The following is a 250-nucleotide window of genomic DNA, read 5'->3' on the forward strand; positions in this document are numbered from 1 at the left end:
GTCAGCGAAGGCGGCGGGCTCGCCGACGAGGGCGAGGATATCGAGGTGCTCGAGCTCTCGATCGACGAGGGGCTCGCCATGATCGGCGACGGCCGCATCGTCGACGCCAAGACCATCATGCTGCTGCGCAATTTCGGAATATTGGAAATGTACCTCTGAGTTGCCCGACGTGTCAAGTCAAGCGCCGGTGGCACCCGGCTACTTTGCATGGGGTTGTTTTCGATATTTTGGCAGCGCGCCACCCACGGCG

Annotated in this window: 1 pseudogene; it reads left to right on the forward strand. The window is 61.6% G+C overall.

Going from position 1 to position 250, the window contains the following annotated elements:
- Nucleotides 1-159 (forward strand): annotated as a pseudogene (locus FNJ47_RS52225) (GDP-mannose pyrophosphatase); the annotation flags it as partial.
- Nucleotides 160-250: the final 91 nt, after the last annotated feature.

It is taken from the genome of Bradyrhizobium uaiense, from assembly GCF_010811875.1.
GTDB classification, from domain to species: domain Bacteria; phylum Pseudomonadota; class Alphaproteobacteria; order Rhizobiales; family Xanthobacteraceae; genus Bradyrhizobium; species Bradyrhizobium uaiense.